Genomic DNA, 20,355 nt, shown 5'->3' on the forward strand with positions numbered 1-20,355 from the left:
CTACTTCCAGCATCTTGGCATTTAAAATTAATTCCGTGCCATATCCTGATAATTGACGGCTTCTGACTTTCAGAACCAATGCTATCTGCCAGATAGCCCAGATAAAAGCGGGCGGGTAATTCCTCGCCTAGCCTAACTGCTGCGGGTTTACGAGCAAGAATTTCTGCGATTGTCTAGACTGCACCCTACTTTCTCGCCCTCAACGGAACTCTCGCTCGCATTCTGTTTGAGGGAAGATACCTGCACGCTACCAATTTACCAGCGACAGGAGGGGAATCACAACAGGACGACTTAGGTATGGCAACTGTGCAATTAGGGGTTCGAGGGTTCAAGGGTTCCAGGGTTCCAAGGCCAAGCAGGCAGAAAATAAATAATTCTGAGCATAACTAATTCTATCTTATCCCAATTATGACCCAGAGGATTTGAGCTTCAATTCTGGCGATCGAACTTAATGAGAATAGCGCTGTTCCCCGGCACCGCAAAACTCGCATTGCCGCCCTTGGGCCTTAAACTACCAACAACCTCATCCATTGTTTTAGAACTGAACTCCCGCACCGTGCCATTACCAGTTTTTATCAGCTCCGAAATATCTGCATTAACAGTGTAAGATGTCGCTCGGTCATTGACAACCAGCAAGTAAACATTCTTGCTAGCATCAAGACTTGCAACTGCCATTAAATCGGAACTGTTAGTGATAGGAAAAAAGGTAGCTTTCCCGCCCTGCAAATCCCTAATTCCCATCCGCAAAGCATAGTAGCCCGCGCGCCGTTTTCCCCCGTCCCCTAGCAAACCTTCCGCCCCTGCGGGCTTGCCCCAGTCGTACAAACAGAATATGTGACTGCCGTCAATATAATTATCCCCCGGTTGGGAGCCTCGAATCAAATTCTTAATCAAATTTAAAGCTAAAGATAAATCGCCGTAGCTAATGTTGTAAGTTCCCCATTCTCCTACCCAAAGCTGCGAGTTAGCGCGGACAGTACCGTTCATCCAGCCGCGCACTTTGCGGGTGTAGTTAGAAATATCTGCATCGTAGTTGTGGACATTGACTGTATCGAAATAATTCGGTATTTTCTGCAAAGCACTAGCCGGCCAATTGCTGCCACCTACGGTTTTCGGGCCGTGGATGCGGTAAGTGCGATCGGGCAAATAAGTTTGGTAAACAAAGTCGATCGCATCTTTTGCTACCTTAACCAATTCAAAATAGTCAGCTCTAGTCCCGCCCCAACCCTGATCGCGATTATCCGGTTCGTTGTGAATTTCCCAATCATCAACGCGGTAATCATTGCGAACATTCAGCCAATAAACCGTAGCAAAAACCTGTTCCCACCACTCGTGCCAATCTTCTCCTGTGCGCGGCGGATTCAGTTGCAGCGCCCAACTCGGATTCCAGCCATTATCTACATTGCGAATACTCACCACCGGGCGAATATTTGCTTGTTTGAGACTATTAAAAATACTCCTGGCATTGCTTTGCCAAACCGTACCTGGTTGTCCAGACCACCAATAATCGCTACCCTGGGGCTGATTAGTCATAATCTGATCGCAATGCGCCCAATTAATTATATTGGGATTTGCCTAAATTTGGGATATTTCTGGCCAGCCATATTTACCATCATCTTCGGGTTCTCACCGGGACATCCCGCCGTAAATGCGGTAGGTATTAATTCCCAAATCTTGCAAATCTTTGATGTCGAAATTGGTATTGCCCTCGACTGCACCGATGTAGCGAGTGCTGACACCTGCAGCATTGCCGGAAGATTTAATTGTTTCGATGTTTTGAACAAAAGTTGCCCTTGGGCTGTACAACTCAAGGCTGAGGGCGATTAAAAGGTCGATCGTAAAATTCAGAATTATAGTTTTTGATAACACTCGCTTAATAACTAATGACTACTAACTACTAATTTATATTATTTCCTCTCAGAGGTAAACACAGCCATTGCTAATCTAACTCGACTTGCGATCGAGTTTGTTAGCTGTTGTAATAAAAAAGCATTAACTATACAAATTTCGATAATTAATATATAAAGTAAAATAGCACGACTAGCAGTCAAAAGTGAAGCTTCACCTCTGACAACCACAGTAAAAAATTTTGGTATAACAATTAACCCTATAAACTGCGTTAAATAGAGTTCATAGGATATCTGAGAAATCCATGTTAAAAATCTCGTTGTTAAGTCAGATAAATTTATTAAGTTTCTAGAAAAATTAAATACAATTACAAATATGCCAAATCCAATGAAAGCATCATAAAAAGAGATTCCAAGAGGTAATTTTATACCTAAAATTATTATTTCATTTAAAAATTTGAAGGAACCCATAATACCCAATGTTTCAAAAATTATTGCTAGGGCTATTGTGGTTGGCTTAGTTAGGTAATTAATTAATAAAGTAGGATTACTTGCATACACCTTTGCCATTGCCATTCCTAAACAAAACTCAAATAACCTTGAAATTGCTAAATATCCAGGATAAGCGAGATTGCCTAATATTGGCCTAAATAGGTTAAATCCTAACACTAAAACTAAAAATGTATATGTTACTTTAATAAAAAAAGAAGTCCAAACAAACTGTAAAAGAGAAAATTTTTGTAAAAATTTAAATATCAAAAAGAAGCACAAATAAAATTGAATTAGTGGAAGCATAAACCAAGAAAATGGTATTGCTTTATCTAGGAAAATCAAGCTTTTCCACCATGCAAACCATCCAAAATTGCCATAAAATAAATCCGCTCTTAACCGAGGAATCATCAAACATACAGCTACAAGTATCCAGTAGGTAGGGTAGAGCCGGATAATTTTTTTCCTCATAAAATTAATCCAGCTTTCATCAGGTTTTAAAATTCTTGAATAAGCCAGTCCAAAACCACTGAGAATGAAAAAAATATGAACTCCCTGATATCCAAGCAAGAAAAATATATTCACTAAATCAAAAACTATATTGCCTACACTATTAAAGGGTAGGGGAAAAAACTTAGCAATCGTCGAGGCTGGGCCTACTACTTTTGCATACTCGAAAAAGTTGCTGTATCCAAAAAATGGAGGCAAGAAATTGAAGTACCAAAAATGAACCCCCACTACCCAGCAGGCAGCAAAACCTCTCATCATATCTAATTCTTGAAATCGATTATACTTCATCAATAAAAATCTCCGTTTAATTCAAACTTATAGCAACAGTCAGGACAGTTAGGATGGTAAGCCTAGGATTTACTCGATCGCTCTTAGGATGCTGCAGCAAAAATTCTACTCTATGTTATAAGCGCCAGCCCTGTCAAGGTGGTAAAGAAGACCCTCAAACCCTTGAAATATCGAAGGCTGCGATCGTTAAATCTGATCCTTTTAACAGGTGATTAAGCATAAACTAGGTTTATTGCCGATCGCCAGCCGGTAGGATGAGGTAAAGCCGATCGATCGCACCAATACGCTATGAGGGCAGTGTGCACTCACGAGCTAGAAGATTTCCAGCGTTTGAGGGAATTATAGACCCGGCTTGGCAGTCACCCCAGACCGGGCGGGGCGGGTCATCAGCGTCAAGCCGATCGCATTTGCCACATAACTGCAGCGTGAACCATCCCTAAATTGCTCGCTGCGGTTATGCGGCGATGTTTTTTGAGGACGGATTATATCTAGTGTCACAGAATTCTAGGGGACGATCGCCTTTTGTTCGCTGGTAACAATAAAACATGGACGCCCAAGTTGCAGATAAAGCTAGTTTGGGCTTTATCTGGGCTGAAAGTTTGTTTAAATTATTTTAAAAAAAAATATTTTTTTTATTAATTAATTAATTAATTAGACGCTCCTCATTTAATAAAAACAATAAACCCTCAGCAATTGCCGAGGGTTTATTTCCAGAATCATACAAATTTTCCAACAAAAAATATCGTAGATTATATTTGAGACTAACCCAAATTATCTTTACGGAAATTCTCTACTTGTTTAGAACCACAAAACAGGCGCCTCACAAACGCAATAATTAGACCGAAATTCCCCCACTGGCGCAGCGTTGTGGTGAACGGGCGAGCAGAACGCCTCACGGAACAGCCAGACATCGATCGCGCGATGCAATTGGTCAAAGAACACAACCCCACACTTTCGCCCGCCATCAATCGCACCTGGATTGACTCGCTGGGACTTGCGGAGGTAATTGCAATTTACCGCATTCAGCCCTGGGAAATGAGCGGGCGCACGACGGAGGGAATCAGCAGTCGGCGAATGTCTCTGCTCGCATGGGAATAATAATTTTCTCAGTGGATCGCGATCGTCCTACTCGCAGACTCAGTAGCATTCCGATCAAACTGAATATGATATTAAATGAACTTACTTGCCAAAAAATCTCTCATGTACCGATTCACTAAGTGCGGCTGTTCCTGCTGCACCCAGTGGCTGCAATTAGGAATGTAATGAATCTGAAAATCGCGGACGTAATCTGCTGTTCCATAAGTTAACTCTTTGCCGAGGGCGGCATCATTTTCTCCCCAAATCATCAGCGTCGGAACTTGCAGCACGCTCCAATTCTGGCGATCGAGAAATCCGCGAGCAATATTGCGGTAATAATTGATAGTAGCAGTCAGAGCACCCCGTTTGGCAGCCGCATCTTTGTAAGCTTCGATATCTGAGGGGGTAAAAGTGTTTTTGTCAACTGCCATACCTTCCAAAGCAGCCGAAATTGCCTGATAGTCGCCCAACTGAATTAAGAACTCCGGCAAAACTGGCAACTGAAACAAAAAGATGTACCAACTTCTCAGCAATTGTTGGGGAGTGCGTAACCCTTCAGCAAACTTGGCAGGATGCGGTAGATTCATCACAATTAATTTATCCACCATTTGGGGATAAGCATAAGCAAAATTCCAGGCGATCGCGCCTCCCCAGTCGTGACCAACTAAGACGCAACTTTCGTATCCCAAACCCTGAATAATGCCCTTGACATCTTGCACAAATTCGGCCATCACGTAAGCAGATTGATCGTGAGGTTTGTCGCTGTCGTTGTAACCCCTGAGATCAACAGCGACGACTTTATAATCTGATGCAAATTCCGGGATTTGATGCCGCCAAGAATACCAAAATTCAGGAAATCCGTGCAGCATCAGCATCAGCGGCCCAGAACCTTGAGTGACATAGTGCAGTTTGATGCCGTTCGTAGCGATAAATTCGTGTTTCCAAGCAGCTTCTAGCACAGACATATTTGATGCTTCCTCTAGCTTTCGAGATATCGTAGCAGTTCCTCTGTTTGACAGGAACCAACTTTAGGCATATCTAGCAATTCTCCCAGCACTTGTAAACTCTTCCTTTTCTCTTCCTTTGTGGAACAGGCGCCCCGCCCGTGGTTCTTCGCGAAAGGGGTGCGTAAAAAAAAGCCGATCGCCCGTTTCCCGAAAATATTGCTATCTCTGTCAAAATAATAGTATAATGTTGCTCGCATCCCGACAACTGTTAAGCCAAAAATTACTCATTTTTGATCGCGCGAAAATCCCGATCCCCAATAATTTGAGGTGTTGTGAGGGTGCAAGTTAAATAATTCAGATCGGGCAAGTGTACTAGGAATTAAAGGAGTTAATATCATGTCTGGCGATCGGCTGCAAAACATTGTTAACCGCTTGACAGATCGTCTAAAGCGCGATGTATTAGTTGAAAAATCCCTCTACGACATCCGAGAAGTTTTGCAGAGCGATCGCGCCGTACTGTACTATTTTTACAGACAGTGGCAAGGTCGAGTGACTTACGAGATGTTGAGTGCGATCGATCTCTCAATCTTGGGTTCAACAGGGCCAGACGAGTGTTTTAACGACGAATACGCTGCTTTGTACGAAGCGGGCAGAGTTAAAGCAATTGCAGATATTGAAGTAGAACCAATTAACCCATGTCACCGAGATTTTCTGCGTAGCCTGAAAGTTCGCGCCAATTTAGTCGTGCCAATTTTAACGAACAAAGGACTGTGGGGGCTGTTAATTGCTCATCAGTGCAACGGGCCTCGCACTTGGTCGCGATCGGACATTGAATTCATGCAGAGAGAAGCCCAAAATATGGCAATGTCTCCCACAATTCAAGATAGTTAATATCGCATCTACTATTAGTACATAATATACCAGGATTTCACCCTCGAATAATGTAACCGATCGCCCCCTTGGAGTAGTATGAATCTCAGTGTTCAACCGTTTTCGAGTTCGGGTGCATTCTCTCGGCGATCGAAAATGACCAACCAACCGGAATCTTGTCCCCATCTAGCCAAATATCTATCTAACTGTTCCCAACCTTTGTCTCTAGGAATAGTTGGTGGCAAGGAGTTTTCGGATGCTGGGGGAACGAAACCCAAGAATGATATCTTGAGGAGACACGCCACGTTGAATCAGTTCTCGATCGATGTAGATTTCGGTACTGTTGTGTTGAATCCAGATTTGATTTTCGATGATATCAAGCTGTATGGCACACCCATAGATGCGATATTCGTCGCGCCATTCGTTGTGCATGACGAGGTATCGATCGCGGGCGAAATCGAAGATTAACTGAGCATTTGCGTCATTTTTAGAAAAGTCTTCGAGAAAGTCACAAACAATTTTGCGGTATTCGTTTAGTCTATCCATTGGTCGATCGCCTCACGAGTTGGATTGTAAATAATTAGTCGGATTTCATAACGTTCGATGACAGTTTTAGCGGGTTCAAATCTGAGAAACATTTGGTAGGTATCCGTGGGCACTGCCAGATACAGTATACGTTCTGGTTCGCTAGAGACTTCGATGGCAATGCGATAGTTGAGGAATTGACCGAGGGCGGTGTGGAATTCAGAAATGGTGGAGCCACCTGCGAAACTTTTGACTTCTACAGCTATTTTACGTCCTTCTTTTTCAGCGGCGATCCCTTCTTCGGCTGCAAGAGCGATGTAGACATCAGCAACACCATAGCTTAACTGGTAGGGATCGTGGGTAATCTTCCAGCCATCTTTTTGTAGGGCGATTTTGACCGTGTTGTGGAAGAGATCCTTTGCCATTTTTAGATTTTACCCAAGGATTTACATCGGAACTTAAGGGTGCGCCGACTTCCACCGAAACCATGACGGCGGTGTATTTTCCGCTGTCGGTGAGTTGTTTGGCTACAGCTAGCATGGCGGTGGTTTTACCGACTTGTCGGGGTGCATGGATGACGAAATAGTTGCGTTGAGCGATTAACCGTTCTAAGCCCGGTAAGCGCAGTGTTGGGGGTAGCACGTAATGAATGTCTGCTTGGCATAGACCTGCGGTATTAAACCAGCGTGGCATAGGTTAATTGGGGTTAAAAGGGTTGCTCTCAGTTTACTGTGCTGTACCCGAATAGAAAGGATAAAAGTTACTCGGAGCGCCGTGAATTGATAAAGCCTTTGTCAAGAACCCTGAGCTTCAAAATACGTGCTAACGATCGCTGTCATAAAACTTCAATCCAGCATCTTAAATACTCTTAAACGACGATATTATTAGTATTAATAATTTGAAAGCACTGAAATGTTAGACCCAGCCCCCAAACTGTAAAGATTAAAAGCTAGAGGCACTGTACAACTCCCAGGAAAAACTCTGCCCCTCATGCAAATTTCAAAGCCTTTTCTAATCCCAGGACATTATCGATGTTTCATCCTTAATCATCTTGGCATCACACTTTGGGCAAGGATGTTTACTAGGCCAGCGATAGAGCCGCGATCCCTGACATTGAGGACAAATATTGAGTTCCTTATCATAGTTAGGATCGCCAGTCCGGCCATCTTTGCCATCGCGCCCAATCAGAACGTCAACTACTGCTTCACAATCTTCACAGGTCATTGTTCTAACAACAGCGATCATTCCAACGCCCCGACCATCAGAAACCCATTTTGCTATGTACCCACAACCAGGACATACAAAGTTAAATTTTGCACCCATTGTTTTCCTTGATGAAGCTTGGCTAATTTGTACCAGTATACCTCTGTCCCAGAGCCGATCGGATTACAGAGCAGAATTCTCTGACGACTAAGCAGACTAACTTGTAATAGTATTTTAATTGTAGGGTGCGTCAGGTGAGTTTCTTAAACGATTATTTAAGGTTTAAATATCTGAGGCACCTTACTAATTATGAGAATTGCGTAATTCCTGTTAGTATTAACTAACGGCTACAGCCTCCCCCAAAGGATGCTGCTGCAAAACAGCTTGCAAATACTTCCCAGTATAAGACCTCTGATTTGCCGCCACATCCTCCGGCGTCCCCGCCACAATAATTTCGCCGCCCTTATCTCCCCCTTCAGGCCCTAAATCGATCGCCCAATCGCAGCACCGAATCACATCTAAATTGTGTTCGATTACCAAAATTGAATTACCCTTATCCACCAATCTTTGCAGCACATTTAACAAATGGTGAACATCATAAAACGACAAACCAGTCGTCGGTTCATCGATTAAATAAAGCGTCTTCCCAGTAGCACGGCGCGACAGTTCCGTTGCCAATTTTACCCGCTGTGCTTCGCCCCCAGAAAGAGTCGGCGCCGGCTGTCCCAACTGAATATAACCCAAACCAACATCAACCAAAGTTTGCAGTCTGACGCCAGCCCTGGGAATATTTTTAAACATCTCCAAAGCTTCCTCCACGGTCATGTTCAAAACATCAGAAATTGACTTGCCTTTGTACTTAACTTGCAGCGTTTCTCGGTTGTACCGTGCACCCTTGCAAACCTCACACTGCACGTAAACATCCGGCAGAAAATTCATCGAAATCACGTTCACGCCTTGGCCACCGCAAGCTTCGCACCTTCCCCCTTTCACGTTAAAAGAAAACTGCCCCGCTTTGTAACCTCTTGTCTTCGCTTCAATGCTTTCGGCAAACAAATCGCGAATCACATCAAAGACTCCCGTGTAAGTAGCGGGATTAGAGCGCGGAGTGCGACCGATGGGAGATTGGTCAATTACAATTACCTTATCAACCACATCCTCTAGAGAGCGTTCCCCTTTAGTTTTGAGGGCGTCCATATCGGGTGGTAAAGGGACTTTTTTGGTGATATAGTGTTGCAGCGACGGGTACAGCAATTCATTGATTAAAGTGGATTTTCCAGAACCGGAAACCCCAGTCACGCAGACGAGCTTTCCGAGGGGAATTTCCACATCGATATTTTTTAAATTGTTGCGCGTCGCATTTATGATTGAGAGAGCTTTGCCGTTGCCTTTTCTTCTTTCATTAGGGGTTTCAATTACTCGCTTTCCCGACAAATAAGCCCCGGTCAAAGATTCCTCGGCCGCCAGCAAATTTTCTAAACTTCCTTGCGAGATAATTTTGCCGCCGTGCACGCCAGCACCGGGCCCGATATCGACAATGTGGTCGGCCGCTCGCATGGTTTCTTCATCGTGTTCTACGACAATCAAAGTATTGCCTAAATCGCGCAATTTTGTTAAGGTTTGCAGCAGGCGAAAGTTGTCTCTTTGATGCAGTCCGATGCTGGGTTCGTCCAAAACATAGAGCACACCAGTCAAACCCGAACCGATTTGAGTCGCTAGCCGAATTCGCTGGGCTTCTCCACCAGAAAGCGTCATTGCTGCGCGGTCTAAAGTTAGGTAATCTAACCCGACATCGAGCAAAAATTGCAGCCTTGCTTTGATTTCTCTCAGGGCTAAATCGGATATTTGGAATTGCCTATCGCTCAATCCCAAATTATTTACTCGTTCGCGGCATTCGCGAATCGAAATACTGGTTAAATCCACAATTCCGTACTGTCCCAACCGCACCGAAAGCGCTTCGGGTTTCAAGCGTTTGCCGTGACAAACCTCGCAAGAGCGATCGACCCGATACTGTTCCAACTTCTGCTTGATCAAATCAGAACCAGTATCGTCGTACTGGCGCTGCAACATGGAAATCACGCCATTAAAATCTCTCCTAAAATCAGTGCTGCCGTCGCGCTTTTTATTTTCTGCGCTGCGCTTGGACTCATTCCCGTACAAAATCACGCGCTGGTGTTCGGGCTTTAATCGATACCAAGGAGTGTCGATATCAAACCCGCAAGTATCAGCAATACTGCAAAGCAAAGAGAGATAATAGGAATTGTCTTTGTCTGACCAAGGCGCGATCGCACAATAAAGAGGTGCTTTCTCGTCGGGAACTACCAACTCCGGCGCAAAAGTCCGCAAACTCCCCAAACCGTGGCAGTTCTGGCACGCGCCGTAGGGCGAATTAAAAGAAAATAACCTGGGTGAAAGTTCCTCCATTACCGCGCCGTGTTCGGGACAAGCAAAGTTTTCGGAAAATACGATCGGCCCCTGTGGTTCGGAATTTTCATCATTCGGTAACTCTTCAATTATCGCAATTCCCTCTGAATGGCGCAAACAAGTTGCCAGAGAATCAACTAAACGTTCTTCTAAACCTGGTTTTTTAATTAACCGATCGACAACTATTTCGATATTGTGCATTAGATTTTTATCTAATTCGATATTTTCCGAAAGTTCTAAAATTTCTCCGTTAACTTTGACGCGAATAAATCCTTCCGCAGCTAAACTCGACAATAATTTGCGGTGAGTGCCTTTTTTTCCGCGTACAACTGGTGCCAGAAGGTGAAAGCGAGTGCCGTCGGGAAGCGCCATGACTCGATCGCACATTTCATCAATTGTCTGCGGCGCAATGCAGCGATCGCAAATCGGACAGTGCGGTTCGCCGGCTCTGCCGTAGAGTAATCTGAGATAATCGTAAATTTCTGTAACAGTGCCAACAGTCGATCGCGGGTTGTGAGAAGTTGACTTTTGGTCGATCGAAATAGCCGGACTCAAGCCTTCGATCGCGTCCACATCGGGTTTGTCCAACTGTCCCAAAAACTGGCGCGCGTAAGCGCTGAGAGACTCGACGTAGCGGCGCTGTCCCTCGGCAAAAATTGTATCGAAAGCGAGGGAAGACTTGCCAGAACCGGACACACCAGTAAAAACGATCAGGCGATCGCGCGGCAGTTCCAGATCGATATTTTTCAGGTTGTGCTGTCTCGCACCGCGAACCCGAATCGTATTTTGGTTGTTAGAGTGAGAATTCGTCACATTATGCCCGTTGCGGGATGCACTTGGCTGGCTGTTTGAGGTTTCGGCGCGTTGGGACATGAGAGTAGTGCAAAACAGTGCTTAACCATCTTAGCGCTGCAGATCGAATTGCTGGCATCCAAACTCAAGAATATCAAAGAATTATCAAATAAGTTTCCGTCGGCCCGTCGGGCAAAACCTTCAAACTTTGATGCTTCAAATCTATTTCAATCCCCAGCGCTTCCATCGGAATCACACCTAAAAGTGACGTTTTCCCCTCTGGCAATTCCAAACACTCAAAAGTCCCTTCGCGGCCGCACAGAGAAATCTTGGCATCTTGAAAAATCCTCGCCTCACTAATGCCCGTCGCTGTTTCTACAACCACTTGCTTGAGAATTTTCAAACCCAGTCTGGCAATGACATCTTTAGGCAAACACAAAGTTGTCGTGCCCGTATCCACCAAAACATTTTTTAGAGTAACAGACCTGACTTGCTCGATTGGAATCAGATTATCTTCGGCTTTCCATTCATCCAGCGGATTCGTAATTACTACGGTTGTGATAACTTTTCCCATTGGGGTCTCCGTAGTTGTTTCCATTAGGTTAAAATTATCATAAATTGCTGGTTTAATTATCGGACATATTTCCACAGTTTGTAGGGAGATGCACTCCCCATTCTGCACCGCCCACCTAACGAATATATCTAGCTAAATCATCAAATTATTGCACGCCAATAAACTTGTGAGTTTGCAAAGATAGCCTGTAACTAGGATTTTGTTTCAGCAATTCCAAAATAATGGGAATGGCGGATTTTTTCGAGTTCCATTCTGGTTGCAGAAAAACCGGAATATTCACACTATTTTCCAAATGTTTGTGATAAAACTCAACTTCTTCGCCACTGCTAATCACTAACTTAATTTCATTTGCTCTAGTCCACAAAAGCTCTTGCACCGGATATTTAGGATTGACGTGTTCCTTCGGAGAAAGAGTAATCCAAGCCTGCGGGGAAACATCCTGCCAGCAAGCACCCGAAGTTTCAATACTCACCTGCTTGTCAGATTCTAACAAAGCTTCAACTAACTCAGGCAAATCGCGGTGAATGAAAGGTTCGCCGCCAGTAATGACTACCCTCGGAGACTGCAATTGAGCGAGCAATTGTGCGATCGACTGCTGCACAGACGGCAAACCTTTGCCCCCATTCTCGTAGCCTGTGTCGCACCAAGGACACCGCACAGGGCAACCAGCCAATCTGATAAAATCAACTAAAGTCCCCGTCCAGTAACCTTCGCCTTGAACAGTACACTGAAAAGTTTCGTGAATTGGTAATTTTAGTTGTAAATTAGACACCCGAAGTTACGCCTCAAATCAATTAATTACGTTGTTTAGATATAATATTCTTAAATTGTTATTTCTTCGCGGTTTGCAGCAATTAAAAACAATCCTGGACGCATAAACGGGGTTTATAAAAAAAAATTATCTGTTTTATCCCAGAAGCTTGAGTCAGAAATCGGGTTTCTTCATAGCTTTTGTATGAGTCCTTAGAAATTCACCACAAACCGCAAATAACTCTTTAATTATCCTGTTCCGGTTCCATCATGGTAGCCCAACGGCGTTTCAGGGCTAAAGTCAGTCCGTCAGCAATGGGGACAACACTGAGAGTAACTCTGGGATCGTTACGCAATTTGTCGTTAAAAGTACGAATGGCGGTGGTGCTTTCGTCTTGTACTTGAGGATCAGCAACTCGTCCCGACCACAGAACATTGTCAATTACAATTAAACCGCCATTGCGTACAAGTTGCAGCGATCGCTCAAAATAAGCCTCATAATTTTCTTTATCGGCGTCGATGAAGGCAAAATCAAAGGTTCCAGCTTGTCCCTCGGCTATTAGTTTGTCGAGAGTATTTATTGCTGGGCCCAACTGCAAAGAAATCTTATTAGCCACCCCTGCAGCTTCCCAATAGCGTCGTGCGATCGCAGTATATTCCTCGCTGACATCGCAGGCAATAATCTGACCGTTTGAAGGCAGCGCCAAAGCTACGCACAGCGAGCTATAACCAGTAAAAACGCCAATTTCTAAGGTTTTGGTGGCTCCCATAAGCTGCACCATGAGCTCCATAAACTGACCTTGTTCGGGAGCAATCTGCATCTGGGCCATAGGATGCTTAGCAGTTTCTTCCCGTAGTGAAGCGAGAATATCGGGTTCGCGCAGAGAAATAGATAACAGATAATCGTAAAGTTGATTTTCTAAGCCAAGAGTTGAGTTCGCCATCGGTTTGTCCTTGCTGCTGACTTTTGATTTTAGATTGTAGATGCGCTATTAATGGAAATCGGAGACTGTAGAGTTAATTTTGGCACCTATTTTGCTGTGGCTGATGACAGGTTGCAGTAGCAGTGTCTCGGTTACACAGAGGCAACTTGCAAAACGCGCGATCTACTTCCAAATCAGTTTATCTCAGCTACAGGTGATTTAGCAGCTCTGGAAAAGAAAAATGGAAGAGGGGAGCGTTTTGAGATTCCTGCTTTTCTAGCACCGTGTAACGCCGTTAGTGATACGAGTTCAAAAGATTAATGCAACGGTAGACAAGCTGCAAACCCATACATAATAAGCTATTGCCCATCTCACATCTCAAATAAATCTCAAATGGTATGAGTTGGGGAGAAAGTGACTTCATTCCGATCGCGAAGTAGACAAACTGCGAAAAACATAAGTATGTCATTACCAGTGGAATGAAGCAATCCCAGAGGTTGTGATTCGTTTACATTTTGTTACATTTTTCAAGTTTTTTCGTGTCGCTCTACTTAATCCCGAATGACTAATTATTGAGGACTTACGCACTCCCAAAAAACAAACCGTTTCCTTTAAGCCTTATTGATGGGTTAAAGGAAACGGTTTGTTTTCCTGAAACAAACCAGGAGTCGGGAAATCCGAGTGTCTCAGAGTATTACTATTCACTAACAAACTGAGTTTAATAGGACGATTACTTAACTGTCACAGCTTATTCCTCCACACCTAAACAAGCTACCCACAATCAAAATAACATTCCACCATTCAGGTAGAGCAAGTATTTGTGGGCAAAAGCCCGGCTTATAGCAACCTTTGAGCCGCACTATTACTCATAACTAAGGAACCGGGATTAATAGGACGATTACTTAACTGTCACAGCTTATTCCTCCATACCGAAACAAGCTACCCAAAATCAAAACAACATTCCACCAAGGCATCGCTATGTATTACACTTTCGCAGGTTTTGGTGCCGTCACAGGCATATTTTTGCTGCTAGTTTTTGCCATTCTCCAATGGCTGCACGTCTCTGCAGGCAGTTTTATTGATTGGGTAATTGCCATTGCTATTTTTGAATGGCTGTTGCTGATAGTTACAGTTCCCTGGAATATCCATTTTGAAGCTAAAGAAGTTTTAGCGCAAGCAGCAGAATCGACTAAAAAAAACATTGCTGTCGATCAGGAACAAGTCAAATACGTTACTGTATTAGTTAGCCGATCGCTCTTTGCGGCGATCGCACTTCACCTGTTTAGCGCGATCGCACTTTACGGCCTAGCCGCCGCCGGAATTAGTGCTATTGGCTATCTCAGTTCCGGTGCCGCACTGCTGTTAACTGTACTGCGTCCAGCTATCCGAGGTTATCAGTATTTAGCCCAGAGGCTAACAACTATCCGCAGCCAATTTTTGTACCCCCGTGAAGATATTGTCGAACTCCGCAGCCGCTTTGCAAAGTTAGAATCTACAGTTAGAGATTTGACCGATCAATTAAGTTCAGACAATCCGAATTCGTGGGTGGCTGTCCAAAATCGGGAACGGGAAGCTATCAGAAGAGAATTAACTACGGTATCCGCATCTCTACAATCTTTGCAAGCGACAAATCAGGCAGAACATACTAAACTGAGAAGAGATGCAGAAAGTGCGATCGCCCAACTCACCGATGACGGACAATTTCTCAACCACGTCCGCGAAATCATCCGCTTCTTTAAAGAATCGTAAAGTCAGTTGATAGTTGACTGTTGACTGTTGTCTGTTGACAGTTGACAGTTGACAGTTGACAGTTATCATTAGTTACCAATGCCCGATGCCCGATGCCCAATTCCCAATTCCCAATCTTTAGATAGATGCCAAATAGTCGCATATAGTTAATTTTTAAATAAAAACAGAATTTTCTCACTCTTCAGGAAGACTAAATAAAGGTATTTTCCCTCACAGCAATTTTTCGCAAACTATAACCAAAGATAGTTTGTGAATGAGCTAGCTTTGGCTTAATATTTAAACATAAGCCAAAGACCTTTTTGAAAAGATAACTCAGGAATAAATCATGACTAATCGCCAACCAATACCCCCCAAAAAAGAAGTTAGCAAATCAACACCGGCCGACGAACAAATCGAAGCCGATATGGAAGCCCCCCACTACGATAGGGGCATTACTCCTGCGGAGACAGCAGCGCGGCAAGAACGCGAAGGCGCTAACTTCATGCACACCACCAACGAAGGGAAGCAGAAAAGTGCAAAAACTGATGACCAAACTGATGACGAAAGCATTCACACCACAGATGGTTATACAGTAGACAAAGAAGGTCTAGTTAACAACTACGCGATCGAACCGGAAATGTACGTCAACGAACCGGGCGATTTGAGAGCAAAAGAAGAAGCCGAAGCCGCAGAACGCGCTCGAATTCTCGCAGAAATCAAAGATAAAAAAGGCGAGGAAGGAAAACTGACAATGGATGAAGACACCCGCGGCAAAGGGCCGGGCATTATCTAGATTGTGTGGTTGGTAGTTGCGTTTCAGCGCGCGAAATTGCAACTGCAAGCCCAAGGGGCGGGTTTTTATAGTTCCGGCAGTTATTGCTAGATATTTCCGGTAAAACCCGCCCCTATTTTGTTTTCCACATCTGTTTTTTGAGTTGAGAGGTTACATATTACATCTCTCAATTACCGTGTCAATCGGCAAGTTTTCAGACCCAGCTCAAAAACGCCTTAAAATTCCTCAAGCTTTAACATTTTCCCTCAGCCAATTAAACTTAGCCTCAGCTAGCGCCAAATTTTCCAGGACGTTAGGATTGATATCCTCTCGTTCAAACTCTGGTCGATCTAATTCTATATTGCGACCATATTCTATATGTCTGATCGTACCGCGCATCCTGTCTGCCAGACACAGTGAAATTCCATAATAAAACCGGGAAGCAAAGCCCATATCGTTTTGAAGTTTGATTACTAACTGCCGCCTAGGAATTGCCAGCAAGTGAGTTTCTTCGATCGCCTTTACCGTTGCCAAAGGAGGGCGGGCGTCAATGAAAGAGACTTCTCCCACCAGTTCTCCGCTGGCTATTTTAGCGAGTTCTCTAGTCCGCTCAGCCTCGATTAAAACACTCAAACTCCCATTCAAAACAATGTAGAGCGCATCTATCTGTCTCCCTTCATGGATCAAAATCCCGCCCGGATCTAGAACTTCTTTTTTACCTTTATGGACGATCCAGTTGATATCGTCATTATTTAACTGGCTCAAAATAAAAAGTGCTTTTTTTCTGCTGCTGTCGGCCATAAGTTTTAGCTCTCGATCGCTTCTTCTTTATATAAAATTTAGATGGCGCGCGATCGCAACTTCTTCCGAAGCAGTCCTCGCTCAATACAGTTTTTTTTACCCTGCCTAACTTCTTCGCACAACCCATATCGGGCAGGCTTTGCCAATAGCAGATGAATCACGCTGAATCATGATCTCTCAATACTAGCATTTGTTAAACAATCTTTTTTAACTCGATCGACCTCAAAAAACTCGTGTGAAATTGGCGTCTCAAAAGCAATTGGGTTGACCCGCCCCGCTTGGCTGCGGGATGGGGCGCGGCAGACAATGCTCCGCGCCCAGTCTTGCTCACTAAATCGAGCGCAAATCAGGATAGCCCGCCAACATATCGTCAGCAGTCAGAGTGTCCCCGTTAGCTTGAGGAGTCCACAGCACCTCAACCGCCAGCAACTGCTCGCTCGATACTCCCCCAATCTGACGCAAAGCTTGGCGCAAATCTTCAGAGTTTTTCACTGCTGGCAATTGCAATTTGCCTTGAGTACCGACAATCACCGTCACCACAATAAATTCCCCAGGATCTGAATTCAAATCAGAAGCAACCAGCGCCCCATTTTCTTGCAAACCTGGCAGGATATTGCTGCTCCCTGCTTGCCGGAGCTGATTGTTATAATTCGAGAGCGTTTCTTCAGTAAATTTACTGCGTTCTGCCAAAGAAAGTTGATTAAACTTAGCTTCGGCTGCCTCCAAGCGAGTTTGCACAGATTCAGCGCCCGCGTAAACCCAGTATTCAGGATGTCGCAGCAGCGCCAGAGTAGATTCTTGCAGCACTTGAGCACGACCTGCCGCTGTATCGGTATCCGCTTTTTGCGCTAAGGAGTCGAGTTCGGCTTGCAAACCGCGGGCCTCTGCTAGCAAACCAACTTGTAAGCGGGCGACAGATACGGTGGTAGTGGCGGCGCTGTTGCCGAGTTCGTCAGTTCCGCCCCCGGCGCGGCGGAAGCTTTGGACGAGGAAATTAGCGATCGAAATAAAAATCAAAATCGAGAACAGGCCACCAAACCCGCCCCCAAAGCCAAAAAACGGCAGCAAGAACGGGAAACCAAAGCCACCTCCGAAGCCGCCGCCCGGATAGTAGCCTCCTCCCGACGGTGCGTAAGTGCGACTAGGAGACGAGTAACTGCGCGCCGGAGCTCTAAAAGATCCGCCCCCGATGCGTCCTCCGCTGCGGGCAGCCAGAGCTCCATCAGCGTTACCGAGGGCTAGCGTCAGTACCAGACCGATCGCAAATAGTGATTTCAAAAGCGGTTTCATCTTTGAAATTAGTTGCTTGTACATAAGACCGTTACTATTCGATACATTTATAATTTACAGTCTATCCTCGCTTCTGGGCAGCCTGGTTATAGGTATGAAGCCAGCGAGATATCCGTACCAACCGATCCAACCACACTTAGGCCTGAGTCTGCAAACGAAAAAACCTAGAAAGGACTTGCATTCCTTACTACTTAATTCTTGCACCATTCTCAAGAGCCGGCTTTCCGGCCTGTTCCACAAAGACTGAATTTCCTGTGAGGAGTAAGGCTTCGGCTCTTCTAGCCGGCCCATAAAATGGTTATTGAGAATGGTGCAAGATCTCAGTTACTACAAACAATCGACATCCTGGCTTTTACAGAACTTTACTTAAGTACAGGGCGATCGGCCAACAATAAGCTCTAGACTTTTAAAGAAACGCCGCAAGTCCTCAAAAACAGGGCTTTATCTACCGTAAAAAAAACATTATGTTTCCAACTCACCGCCCCCGCCGCCTCCGCAACCATCCCCAACTCCGCCGGATGGTACGCGAAAATATCTTGACAACCAGCGATTTAATTTACCCCCTATTTGCCGTACCGGGGGAATCTTTTGCTAAAGAAGTCACATCAATGCCGGGAGTTTACCAGCTATCGGTAGACAAAATAGTAGAAGAAGCAAAAGAAGTCTACGACCTCGGCATTCCCGCTATTATTTTATTCGGCATTCCCGCAGATAAAGACACAGATGCTACAGGTGCTTGGCACGACTGCGGCATCGTCCAAAAAGCGACGGAAGCAGTTAAAAAAGCCGTACCAGATTTAATCGTCATGGTCGATACTTGTCTGTGCGAATATACCCCTCACGGTCACTGCGGCTATTTGGAAGTCGGAGATTTAAGCGGCCGAGTCTTGAACGATCCCACACTAGAATTGCTGAAGAAAACCGCCGTTGCTCAAGCTAAAGCCGGTGCAGATATTATCGCCCCTTCGGGAATGATGGACGGTTTTGTCGGAGCAATTCGCGAAGGATTGGACTCCGCTGGATTTGAAGATATTCCCATCATGTCTTACGCGGCAAAATACGCCTCAGCTTATTATGGCCCATTCCGGGATGCGGCAGATTCTGCTCCGCAATTTGGCGATCGACGCACCTATCAAATGGACCCCGGCAACGGCCGCGAAGCTCTGAAAGAAATTGCTCTCGACATTGCCGAAGGCGCAGATATGCTCATGGTTAAACCCGCTTTAGCTTACATGGACATCATCTGGCGCGTGAAGGAAGCAACTAATTTGCCAGTTGCTGCTTACAACGTTTCTGGAGAATATGCGATGGTGAAAGCCGCCGCCCTCAACGGTTGGATAGATGAAGAAAGAGTAGTAATGGAAACTTTGACAGGATTCAAGCGTGCTGGTACTGATTTGATTTTGACTTATCACGCCAAAGATGCCGCCCGCTGGCTGCAAAACTGATTCACTTGATTTGAGATTAGAGATTAAAGAATTGACTCCACAGCACAATCTTCGGGTGTTTTCGTGGAGTCAATACCTCTCTGGATAGGTGATTTTTGAGCAATTAGGCAACACACAAGCTATCGCTTACGCTTACCGATAAACGACGCCTCGAAACCGGGTTTTTACAGTTTCGGTGGGCTGTAACGAAATAGACGTGAGAAAAAACCCGGTTTCTCTGTAGACAAACTCCCAACCCCTAAAAAATCTGTCATTCCCCATCTCAAATCTCAAATCTAAAATCTCAAATGGTATGAGTTATAAGTTGGGAATTTTGAGTCAAAGACTTTTTTACAAAATTTACCCCAAAAAGTATTAATGATCACCGAAATTAGTTAGAAAATATGTATAACTAAAAATAGTTTTGTAAATAGGGAATTAAATCCTTGATAGTTCCCACGCAAAATTAACTATACCCGCTAAGACAGTAAAAGTAACACAGTTTAGATACAACTTGAAGGCAGATTGAGCATGACATCAACGACTAGGGATTCCAGTCACATTCAATTTTGTATAGGTCGCGATCGCGCAGACATCGTACAGATCCAAGAACTATTTAAAGCCGCCGCCTTTTGGGCGAGGGAACGCAAGATAGAAGATTGGGAAATTGCGATCGCCAACAGCGAACCAGTTGTTACAGTTTGGGACGGCTCACGGGCGATCGGCTTTGCCAGAGCCACCTCAGATGGCATCTATCGAGCTACCATCTGGGATGTCGCCATTCACCCGGATTACCAAGGTGCAGGACTCGGGCGCAAATTAGTGCAAACCGTCTTGAGTCACCCTCGAATGTGCCGAGTAGAGCGAGTTTACCTGATGACAACTTACAAACAAAGCTTCTACGAGCGCATCGGTTTTCAGCCAAACGCTAGCACCACAATGGTACTTGAAAATCAGCTTCTCGAAGAGAATCTCGAATTAGAAATTAGCAATGGCGAATTGCTAACTGCTAATTGTTAAATAATCACAAGATTGGCATCAAAGTCTATAATATGTAGGGTGCGTCAGGGCGCACCTTACTACTTATAAATTACCCACAATCAGGACACAGCAGTGCC

The 20,355-nt window shown here is 44.7% G+C and carries 22 protein-coding genes; 7 read left to right on the forward strand and 15 right to left on the reverse strand.

Annotation, left to right across the window (positions count from 1 at the left end):
* Positions 1 to 429 precede the first annotated feature (429 nt).
* From QUB37_RS14315 to QUB37_RS14330, 4 genes are all read right to left on the reverse strand, one after another.
* Positions 430 to 1,533 carry a hypothetical protein gene (locus QUB37_RS14315; protein WP_333162988.1) on the reverse strand — a complete coding sequence of 368 codons (1,104 nt, stop codon included), beginning with the start codon at positions 1,531 to 1,533 and terminating at the stop codon, positions 430 to 432.
* A 93-nt stretch (positions 1,534 to 1,626) separates the two neighbouring features.
* Entirely contained in the window at positions 1,627 to 1,869 is a 243-nt protein-coding gene (locus QUB37_RS14320; RefSeq protein WP_333162990.1) for a hypothetical protein, read from the reverse strand.
* A 38-nt stretch (positions 1,870 to 1,907) separates the two neighbouring features.
* The gene (locus tag QUB37_RS14325; RefSeq protein WP_333162991.1) at positions 1,908 to 3,134 is read right to left on the reverse strand and encodes an acyltransferase family protein; all 1,227 of its coding nucleotides are present in this window, start codon (positions 3,132 to 3,134) and stop codon (positions 1,908 to 1,910) included.
* A 339-nt stretch (positions 3,135 to 3,473) separates the two neighbouring features.
* On the reverse strand, positions 3,474 to 3,632 hold the full coding sequence (locus QUB37_RS14330; protein ID WP_333162993.1) for a hypothetical protein: 159 nt from the start codon (positions 3,630 to 3,632) through the stop codon (positions 3,474 to 3,476).
* A gap of 369 nt (positions 3,633 to 4,001) precedes the next feature.
* Here QUB37_RS14330 and QUB37_RS14335 point away from each other — a divergent pair, with 369 nt between their 5' ends.
* Positions 4,002 to 4,232 (forward strand): hypothetical protein, encoded by a 231-nt coding sequence (locus tag QUB37_RS14335; RefSeq protein ID WP_445300028.1) that lies wholly within the window; start codon positions 4,002 to 4,004, stop codon positions 4,230 to 4,232.
* Between the two features lie 71 nt (positions 4,233 to 4,303).
* Here the strand turns inward: QUB37_RS14335 and QUB37_RS14340 are convergent, their stop codons facing one another.
* On the reverse strand, positions 4,304 to 5,176 hold the full coding sequence (locus QUB37_RS14340; protein ID WP_333162995.1) for an alpha/beta hydrolase: 873 nt from the start codon (positions 5,174 to 5,176) through the stop codon (positions 4,304 to 4,306).
* Between the two features lie 14 nt (positions 5,177 to 5,190).
* Positions 5,191 to 5,415, reverse strand: coding sequence for a hypothetical protein (locus QUB37_RS14345; RefSeq protein WP_333162997.1), 225 nt, complete (start codon positions 5,413 to 5,415; stop codon positions 5,191 to 5,193).
* Positions 5,416 to 5,554: 139 nt separating this feature from the next.
* On the opposite strand from QUB37_RS14345, the gene QUB37_RS14350 reads away from it, so the two are divergent.
* The gene (locus QUB37_RS14350) at positions 5,555 to 6,049 is read left to right on the forward strand and encodes a GAF domain-containing protein (RefSeq protein ID WP_333162999.1); all 495 of its coding nucleotides are present in this window, start codon (positions 5,555 to 5,557) and stop codon (positions 6,047 to 6,049) included.
* A 92-nt stretch (positions 6,050 to 6,141) separates the two neighbouring features.
* On the opposite strand, the gene QUB37_RS14355 is transcribed toward QUB37_RS14350, so the two are convergent.
* Genes QUB37_RS14355 through QUB37_RS14365 form a run of 3 tightly spaced genes read right to left on the reverse strand, consistent with a single transcriptional unit; the run spans position 6,142 to position 6,978 of the window.
* Entirely contained in the window at positions 6,142 to 6,273 is a 132-nt protein-coding gene (locus QUB37_RS14355) for a hypothetical protein (protein ID WP_333163001.1), read from the reverse strand.
* Positions 6,254 to 6,574, reverse strand: coding sequence for a XisI protein (locus QUB37_RS14360; RefSeq protein WP_333163003.1), 321 nt, complete (start codon positions 6,572 to 6,574; stop codon positions 6,254 to 6,256). The genes QUB37_RS14355 and QUB37_RS14360 overlap by 20 nt, the downstream gene beginning before the upstream one ends.
* Positions 6,562 to 6,978 (reverse strand): XisH family protein, encoded by a 417-nt coding sequence (locus QUB37_RS14365; RefSeq protein WP_333163005.1) that lies wholly within the window; start codon positions 6,976 to 6,978, stop codon positions 6,562 to 6,564. Before QUB37_RS14365 ends, QUB37_RS14360 begins: the two co-directional genes overlap by 13 nt.
* Here QUB37_RS14365 and QUB37_RS14370 point away from each other — a divergent pair.
* Positions 6,972 to 7,139 (forward strand): hypothetical protein, encoded by a 168-nt coding sequence (locus tag QUB37_RS14370; RefSeq protein ID WP_333163007.1) that lies wholly within the window; start codon positions 6,972 to 6,974, stop codon positions 7,137 to 7,139. The genes QUB37_RS14365 and QUB37_RS14370 overlap by 7 nt on opposite strands.
* Positions 7,140 to 8,092: 953 nt before the next feature.
* Here the strand turns inward: QUB37_RS14370 and uvrA are convergent.
* The 4 genes from uvrA to QUB37_RS14390 all read right to left on the reverse strand — a co-directional run bounded on the left by uvrA (position 8,093) and on the right by QUB37_RS14390 (position 13,240).
* Complete coding sequence (gene uvrA, locus QUB37_RS14375) at positions 8,093 to 11,053, reverse strand: excinuclease ABC subunit UvrA (protein ID WP_333163008.1); 2,961 nt, start codon at positions 11,051 to 11,053, stop codon at positions 8,093 to 8,095.
* 73 nt (positions 11,054 to 11,126) lie between these two features.
* Positions 11,127 to 11,570, reverse strand: a complete 444-nt coding sequence (locus QUB37_RS14380) for a retroviral-like aspartic protease family protein (protein WP_333163010.1) — start codon at positions 11,568 to 11,570, stop codon at positions 11,127 to 11,129.
* Positions 11,571 to 11,691: 121 nt separating this feature from the next.
* Positions 11,692 to 12,318, reverse strand: coding sequence for a 7-carboxy-7-deazaguanine synthase QueE (locus QUB37_RS14385; protein WP_333163012.1), 627 nt, complete (start codon positions 12,316 to 12,318; stop codon positions 11,692 to 11,694).
* Positions 12,319 to 12,541: 223 nt separating this feature from the next.
* Positions 12,542 to 13,240, reverse strand: coding sequence for a class I SAM-dependent methyltransferase (locus tag QUB37_RS14390; protein WP_333163014.1), 699 nt, complete (start codon positions 13,238 to 13,240; stop codon positions 12,542 to 12,544).
* Positions 13,241 to 14,197: 957 nt separating this feature from the next.
* Between QUB37_RS14390 and QUB37_RS14395 the strand changes: the two genes are divergently transcribed.
* Both QUB37_RS14395 and QUB37_RS14400 read left to right on the forward strand, forming a co-directional pair.
* Complete coding sequence (locus QUB37_RS14395; protein ID WP_333163016.1) at positions 14,198 to 14,968, forward strand: hypothetical protein; 771 nt, start codon at positions 14,198 to 14,200, stop codon at positions 14,966 to 14,968.
* 325 nt (positions 14,969 to 15,293) lie between these two features.
* The gene (locus QUB37_RS14400) at positions 15,294 to 15,740 is read left to right on the forward strand and encodes a hypothetical protein (protein ID WP_333163018.1); all 447 of its coding nucleotides are present in this window, start codon (positions 15,294 to 15,296) and stop codon (positions 15,738 to 15,740) included.
* Positions 15,741 to 15,965: 225 nt separating this feature from the next.
* Here the strand turns inward: QUB37_RS14400 and QUB37_RS14405 are convergent, their stop codons facing one another.
* Together QUB37_RS14405 and QUB37_RS14410 are read right to left on the reverse strand one after the other, a co-directional pair.
* The gene (locus QUB37_RS14405) at positions 15,966 to 16,520 is read right to left on the reverse strand and encodes a cyclic nucleotide-binding domain-containing protein (protein WP_333163021.1); all 555 of its coding nucleotides are present in this window, start codon (positions 16,518 to 16,520) and stop codon (positions 15,966 to 15,968) included.
* Between the two features lie 330 nt (positions 16,521 to 16,850).
* The gene (locus tag QUB37_RS14410; RefSeq protein ID WP_333163023.1) at positions 16,851 to 17,834 is read right to left on the reverse strand and encodes a DUF1517 domain-containing protein; all 984 of its coding nucleotides are present in this window, start codon (positions 17,832 to 17,834) and stop codon (positions 16,851 to 16,853) included.
* 440 nt (positions 17,835 to 18,274) lie between these two features.
* Between QUB37_RS14410 and hemB the strand changes: the two genes are divergently transcribed.
* Together hemB and QUB37_RS14420 are read left to right on the forward strand one after the other, a co-directional pair.
* Positions 18,275 to 19,258, forward strand: coding sequence for a porphobilinogen synthase (hemB, locus tag QUB37_RS14415; protein WP_333163025.1), 984 nt, complete (start codon positions 18,275 to 18,277; stop codon positions 19,256 to 19,258).
* A 510-nt stretch (positions 19,259 to 19,768) separates the two neighbouring features.
* A complete protein-coding gene (locus QUB37_RS14420; RefSeq protein WP_333163027.1) occupies positions 19,769 to 20,257 on the forward strand; it encodes a GNAT family N-acetyltransferase in 489 nt (162 codons plus the stop codon).
* The last annotated feature ends 98 nt before the right edge of the window (positions 20,258 to 20,355 follow it).

Origin of the sequence: Microcoleus sp. AT3-A2 (assembly GCF_036705685.1) — a bacterium.
GTDB lineage: Bacteria > Cyanobacteriota > Cyanobacteriia > Cyanobacteriales > Microcoleaceae > Microcoleus.